At 54.9% G+C, this 5655-nt stretch carries 5 protein-coding genes; 4 read left to right on the top strand and 1 reads right to left on the bottom strand.

All coding sequences use genetic code 11. The features are described 5' to 3' along the window. Window positions 1-407: 407 nt before the first annotated feature. Together HGO37_RS26290 and HGO37_RS26285 are read left to right on the top strand one after the other, a co-directional pair. Window positions 408-1391, top strand: a complete 984-nt coding sequence (locus HGO37_RS26290; protein ID WP_250985958.1) for a trypsin-like serine peptidase — start codon at window positions 408-410, stop codon at window positions 1389-1391. Continuing rightward, window positions 1388-1879 (top strand): hypothetical protein, encoded by a 492-nt coding sequence (locus HGO37_RS26285; RefSeq protein ID WP_250985957.1) that lies wholly within the window; start codon window positions 1388-1390, stop codon window positions 1877-1879. The genes HGO37_RS26290 and HGO37_RS26285 overlap by 4 nt, the downstream gene beginning before the upstream one ends. A gap of 545 nt (window positions 1880-2424) precedes the next feature. Here HGO37_RS26285 and HGO37_RS26280 read toward each other — a convergent pair. Beyond that, window positions 2425-3063 (bottom strand): hypothetical protein, encoded by a 639-nt coding sequence (locus HGO37_RS26280; RefSeq protein WP_250985956.1) that lies wholly within the window; start codon window positions 3061-3063, stop codon window positions 2425-2427. Between the two features lie 213 nt (window positions 3064-3276). Between HGO37_RS26280 and HGO37_RS26275 the strand changes: the two genes are divergently transcribed. Then, complete coding sequence (locus HGO37_RS26275) at window positions 3277-3939, top strand: WHG domain-containing protein (protein ID WP_250985955.1); 663 nt, start codon at window positions 3277-3279, stop codon at window positions 3937-3939. 5 nt (window positions 3940-3944) lie between these two features. Continuing rightward, window positions 3945-4877 (top strand): cation diffusion facilitator family transporter, encoded by a 933-nt coding sequence (locus HGO37_RS26270; RefSeq protein WP_250985954.1) that lies wholly within the window; start codon window positions 3945-3947, stop codon window positions 4875-4877. Window positions 4878-5655 lie beyond the last annotated feature (778 nt).

Genomic DNA, 5655 nt, shown 5'->3' with positions numbered 1-5655 from the left:
AACGTCTACTGGCCGCAGGCAAATCCAAACTCACAGCGCTCGGTGCCCTCATGCGCCACATCATCGTCATCGCAAATGCAAGGCTCAAAGAGTACGAAAACAATCAATCAAGACTGACTTGATGAGGTGAAGGTGGAGCAATATTGCCGCCCCGACCCGCCGTCATTTTCACCAAAAAAACCCAAAACCTCTCACCCAAATTGGGGATGCTCACGGTGCCTTCACGGTTTACGCTTCTGCAGCGGCGTTGGGTGAGCGGGCATCCACAATGAAATAGACGCCGGGGGTTTTGGGGAACGATGGACAATACGCAGAGTACCGGCTTGCGGGCATGGAATGCCCTCACGTTTTTAAGCGCTATGCTGATGGCAGTTTCACTGCTGTTTGTGCCACAGCCGGCCCGCGCCATGGTTGACGGCATCAATGTGTCGCAAGATCCGCTTGGCAATGCATCCGGTTTTGTCGTGTCGATCCAGGCCTATAAAAACAAGGGTGACCCGCAGTTCAGCCAATGTCTTGGGGCCGCCATTGCCCCTGACATCATCATCACGGCCGGGCACTGCGTATCGAAGGCGCGGCATGTGTTGGTCAAGTTTCTCAAAAGCGCGGCCCCGGTTAAGGTTGATACGATAGAGGCAAAAAAATGGGTGGTTCATCCGCTCTATAATGGCGGTTATCCCGAGCCGATGTATTTCAGCTTCACAAGAAGCGAGGCCAGCCAGTATCACGACCTGGCGCTAATCCAGCTTGAAAGACCTTCCGATTATGCCAAGCCGGTCACGATCGTTCCGCCGGAGTGGGACGCAACTTTGGAACGTGCGGATGGGCCGAAATATTACATTTTCGGCCATGGTCGGGATGCCATTTACAAACCAGTTTCCGAAATGTGGTTTACCGAGATGGCCAGACCTAAAAAGGCGGATGGATTGGACCATTTCATGATGAGCAGCCTGGTCCCGAAAACGGCCCTGATATGCATGGGAGACTCGGGAAGCCCGGTTACCATATCAGGCACCGATCAAGTCATTGCCGGTCTTGAAGTCCATTATTTGCTGGGAATTCAGTCATCTGCAGATGGCTACGGAAAGCTTCCTGACGACATGAAAGAGGCGCTGAAATTTTGGAAAAAGGAAAGCAATATTCCGCTGTGTTCCAATGCGCTCTCTTTCTTTCACGTGTCGTATCACCGCGAGTGGATAAACGAGCAGCTGCGCAAGATGAACCCTGACAATCCACAGTGGTTGAAGATACAGGGTGAAGAGCAGCCGAATGCTTCAAGTGGCAGCGTATCGCGCGACGAGTGTTCTTACCATATTAGCCCCACCATGTGCCGCCAGTGTATGGGCGGAGCAACGGCTGCGAGTTCTTTTTGTAAAGGTTTGATAAAATGAGATTACGCGTTGCGCTTGTATTTTTTCTGTTTTGTGGCGCTGCATCTGCCCAAGAAGATATTGATCAATTTTGCAAGTCCTTCAACGAGGTAACATCAGACCGATTTCGTGACGGGTTGCGCAATCTCTCGCTTAACACAAAGAACGATGTGAATCTGGCGTTCATTGCGAAGAATTTTGAAGAGTGCGCGGTTCGGACGGCTGATCCTGACGACATCAAAGTGTTATGCAAGACGGATTCAACGATGGTCATGGGGCCGGAGGAAACCAAACAAAGCCTGATTGAGCTGTTTGGCATATACACCGAATTTGCTTCGAACTGCGGGTTGGAATTCGGGCCTGTGGAAGAGCGTTCACCATCGCAAAGTCGGTATTGCCTATCGGCAAAGGGGACCCACAGACAGAAAAATGGCTTGGCCGACGTGTTGTATGAAGGTTGCTCTGATGATGGCGAACACTGGCTGCGCTTCATTGTTTCATGGCCTTGAGGCATGACAAGTTGCGGTGCTTCGTCATCTTCGCCGCGGTAGCGAGGATTTAATCACGCCAGCCAAATATGTTTCGTTTCACGAGACGTGGTTAGATACTTGGGACATGCCCAGGTATGACGTCGAGCGAGTGACGAGCATGGGGACAAAAAGAACCCCTCACCTGAAAAATCTATGACTTAGCGTAGCTAAGACCATGATTTTTCTTCCTCTCCCACAAGGGTAGAGGTAGAGGTGCCAAGTGGCACGGCATCCCTCATCTCTCGCTTCACTTACTCGGGCCTGACGCAGCAATGACGTTTGAGTGGACGGTGACGTTGAAACATTCTCCCCTCTTCTCTGTGCTTGTCACAGAGACCCAGCGGAGCGCGTCTGCGCGACGGAAGAGTCTTTTCAGCCCAAGGACTTGGGTTGGCCTGGATTCCTGTGACTGATCCTCGGGTCATGCCCGAGGATAGGAAAGAGGGACGCGTGGAGCGATGCTGTTGTCCAAAGCCAACCAACCACTCGACGTCATCCCTGCCCTAGTCGTGTCCTGAATTCTATCAGGCAGCGGGTTGCCAGACCGGTTCTTTCACCGGTTTGAACTTGCGCCATGCTACAGACAGCGCAAAAACGCCGGCCATGAACCACAGCACCCCGAAGAAGCGTGGATCGCCATGGAGGCCTATTTCACCGGTGATGGGAATGCCGAGAAAGATGCCTAGGAAGAAACTGCGGATGGCATAACGGAAGGCCGTGCGGATCTTGACCCGGTGCACGCGCTTGCGGAAGGTTGGCAACAGGCGCTTCTTTTCCGGCTCGTAAGACACGCCAGCCCAGATATCCTCCAATATCTTGGCAATCATCTGGCAGCGTTCCGGCATGCCGACATTGATGGCCTTTGGTTCGATGCGGCCGCGAATGCTGATCTTGATGATGTGCTCGTCCCAGCTGTAGCTGGTGATGTCTTCAAAGGCGTGCATTTCCTTGCCGTCAAACACCTGGCGGGTGCGGAAGTTGAACGCGAATTTTGAGCAGATGAAAATTCCGTCGCGGTCCCAGCCCTGATCACCGGCGATAACGACCTTGCGGACGATGTTCATGATGCCGCCTGCGGCCGATGCGCCACCCACCACACCTGTGGCAATGCCCGCACTCATAACCGCGCCGGCACCCACTGCATTGCTTGCTTCTCTCGACATTTCAAAACCCCCATTTGCCTTGATGGGGAGATAACAAACCAGCCTTTAAACGTTGCAAAAACAAATCGTTACAATTTGAAACGACCGCGTTTTATGTGGCGCACCCACGCGCTGTTACGCCACACAGCAAGCCCAAGGCATTGATTTTTCTTATTCTACACTGTAGAACTCTACACCGTAGAACAAAGTCAGGACAACGGACAGAGGTGCCAGATGTTGACGCGGGCGCAGATCATTGAGGCGGCGGCAGTGCTTATGGAAAGCCTTGGCGAACGCCAGTTCAGTCTGCGTAAACTGGCAGATGCGCTGGGCTGCGACCCCATGACAATTCTCTACCACTGCAAGTCCAAGGACGGGTTGTTGCGCGCGCTTTCCGACCAGATGGTGGCGCGGCTTGAGCCACCCCAGCCTGATTTGCCCTGGCAAGACCGGCTGCGCCATATTGCCTTTGAATATCGCCGTGTTGCGCTGGCCCACCCGCAGACATTCCAGTCCATGTCGCGCTTTCTTTCATCCGGTTCTGCCGAATACCGGCACATTGAAACGGTGCAGAGCGCCTTGCAGGATGCCGGGTTGGCGCCTGAAATGGCGCTGCCCATCGGGCTTGGCTGGTATGCCTCGATCATCGGGCTGATCACGGCCGAGATATCCGGCTTCATGGGCCGGGTGGCCGGTGAGGACGCGCAGGCCTTTTTGCAGCTGGATGAACAAGACTACCCTGCCACACGGCGCATTGCGCCCTTTTTATCGGAAATACCGCCAGAGGCAGCGTTTAGCACCACGGTTGATGTGCTGGTTGCCGGCATATCCCGCATGTCCCGTCATGGTGACGTGTCGCTTGAGGCTGACAGTGCCGCTCTGGCCCTTACGGAATAAATATCATGAACGAACAATCCCTGCTTAAACTCTCCATCGGCCTGACGGTGATGATGGCCGCCTTCGGCGTTATCATTGGTTTCACCTCCGGTTCCGCCGCCATCATGTTTGATGGCGTTTACGCGCTGACTGATGCTTTCATGACTGTCATTGCGCTGCTGGTTGCGCGGTTGATTACGTCGTCTGCCGCGCCATCGCCCGCAAGCGGCCAAAAGAGCAAGTTCATCGACCGGTTTTCGGTCGGGTTCTGGCATCTGGAACCGATGGTTCTGGGCCTCAACGGCAGCCTGTTGATGGGTGCCGCCGGTGTGGCGCTGGTGGGTGCGATTTCAAGCATTCTTGACGGTGGCCGCGTGGTCGATTTCGGTCCGGCGATGATATTTGCATCTGTGGCAACCGTGGTGGCGCTGAGTGCCGGTTTCTTCCTGCGGCGGGCCAACGGCGAGGTGAAATCCGGCTTTGTGGATCTGGACGCCAAGGCGTGGTTCATGACGGCGGGCTTGACCGCATCGCTTTTGGTGGCCTTTGTGATCGGTTACGCCATTGAAGGCACGCAGTTTGCGTGGCTTGCGCCTTACGTTGACCCGGCGGTGCTGGCGCTGGCCTGCGTGTTCATTTTGCCCACACCCATTGCCAATGTGCGCCAGGCGGTGGCCGATATTCTGCTGGTGGCCCCTACGGAACTGCGCGACGGCGTGGATGTGATTGCCAGGGACATCGTGGCGAAATACGGCTTTACGGCGCACCGCGCCTATGTTGCCAAGGTGGGCCGCGCCAAGCAGATCGAGCTGTTTTTCATTGCGCCGAAGACCCTGCCGGCCAAAAGTTTGAGCGAGTGGGATGCGATACGCGATGAAATCGGCGCACGCATTGGCGACGAAGGCCCCGACCGCTGGCTGACAATCGTGTTCACCGCCGATCAGGAATGGGCGGATTGAGTGGGGGTGTGTGATGCTCCAACCGTGACGCCATCGATGTAGTTCGGTGGATAACCCCGACCTCCCTCACTCCTGTACTCGTTACAGGAGTCCAGTCATTCCCAGTCTTGGGAATGGAAAGACTCTTTTCGTCACGCAGACGCGCGTCGGCTGGATACCTGTGACAAGCACGAGGTATGAGGAGAGTTTGTTGGGGCTGCTGGTGTAACGCAATAAGCGTTGCAGGGGAAACAACCCCTCACCTGAAAAATCTATGACTTAGCGTTGCTAAGACCATGATTTTTCTTCCTCGCCCACAAGGGTAGAGGTAAGGCGGCGAGCGTAAACCACGGCCTCCCTCATCTCTGTGCTCGTCACAGAGATCCAGGCCCAGCCCCAGTCTTGGGGATGAGAAGACTCTTTCGCCGCGCAGACGCGCGTCGGCTGGATACCTGTGACAAGCACGAGGTATGAGGAGAGTTTGTTGGGGCTGCTGGTGTAACGCAATAGGCGTTGCAGGGGTAACAACCCCTCACCTGAAAAATCTATGACTTAGCGTTGCTAAGACCATGATTTTTCTTCCTCTCCCACAAGGGTAGAGGTAGGGGTGCCAAGTGGCGCGGCATCCACCATGACGCTATCGTCAGTCACTCTGCGGGGAACCCCGATCTCCCTCATCAAGTCAGTCTTGATTGATTGTTTTCGTACTCTTTGAGCCTTGCATTTGCGATGACGATGATGTGGCGCATGAGGGCACCGAGCGCTGTGAGTTTGGATTTGCCTGCGGCCAGTAGACGTT

The organism is Rhizobium sp. CG4 (assembly GCF_023701965.1).
In the GTDB taxonomy this organism is placed as follows: domain Bacteria; phylum Pseudomonadota; class Alphaproteobacteria; order Rhizobiales; family Rhizobiaceae; genus Agrobacterium.
Note: the sequence above shows the minus strand (reverse complement) of the source record. Positions and strands in the feature narration are given on the sequence as shown.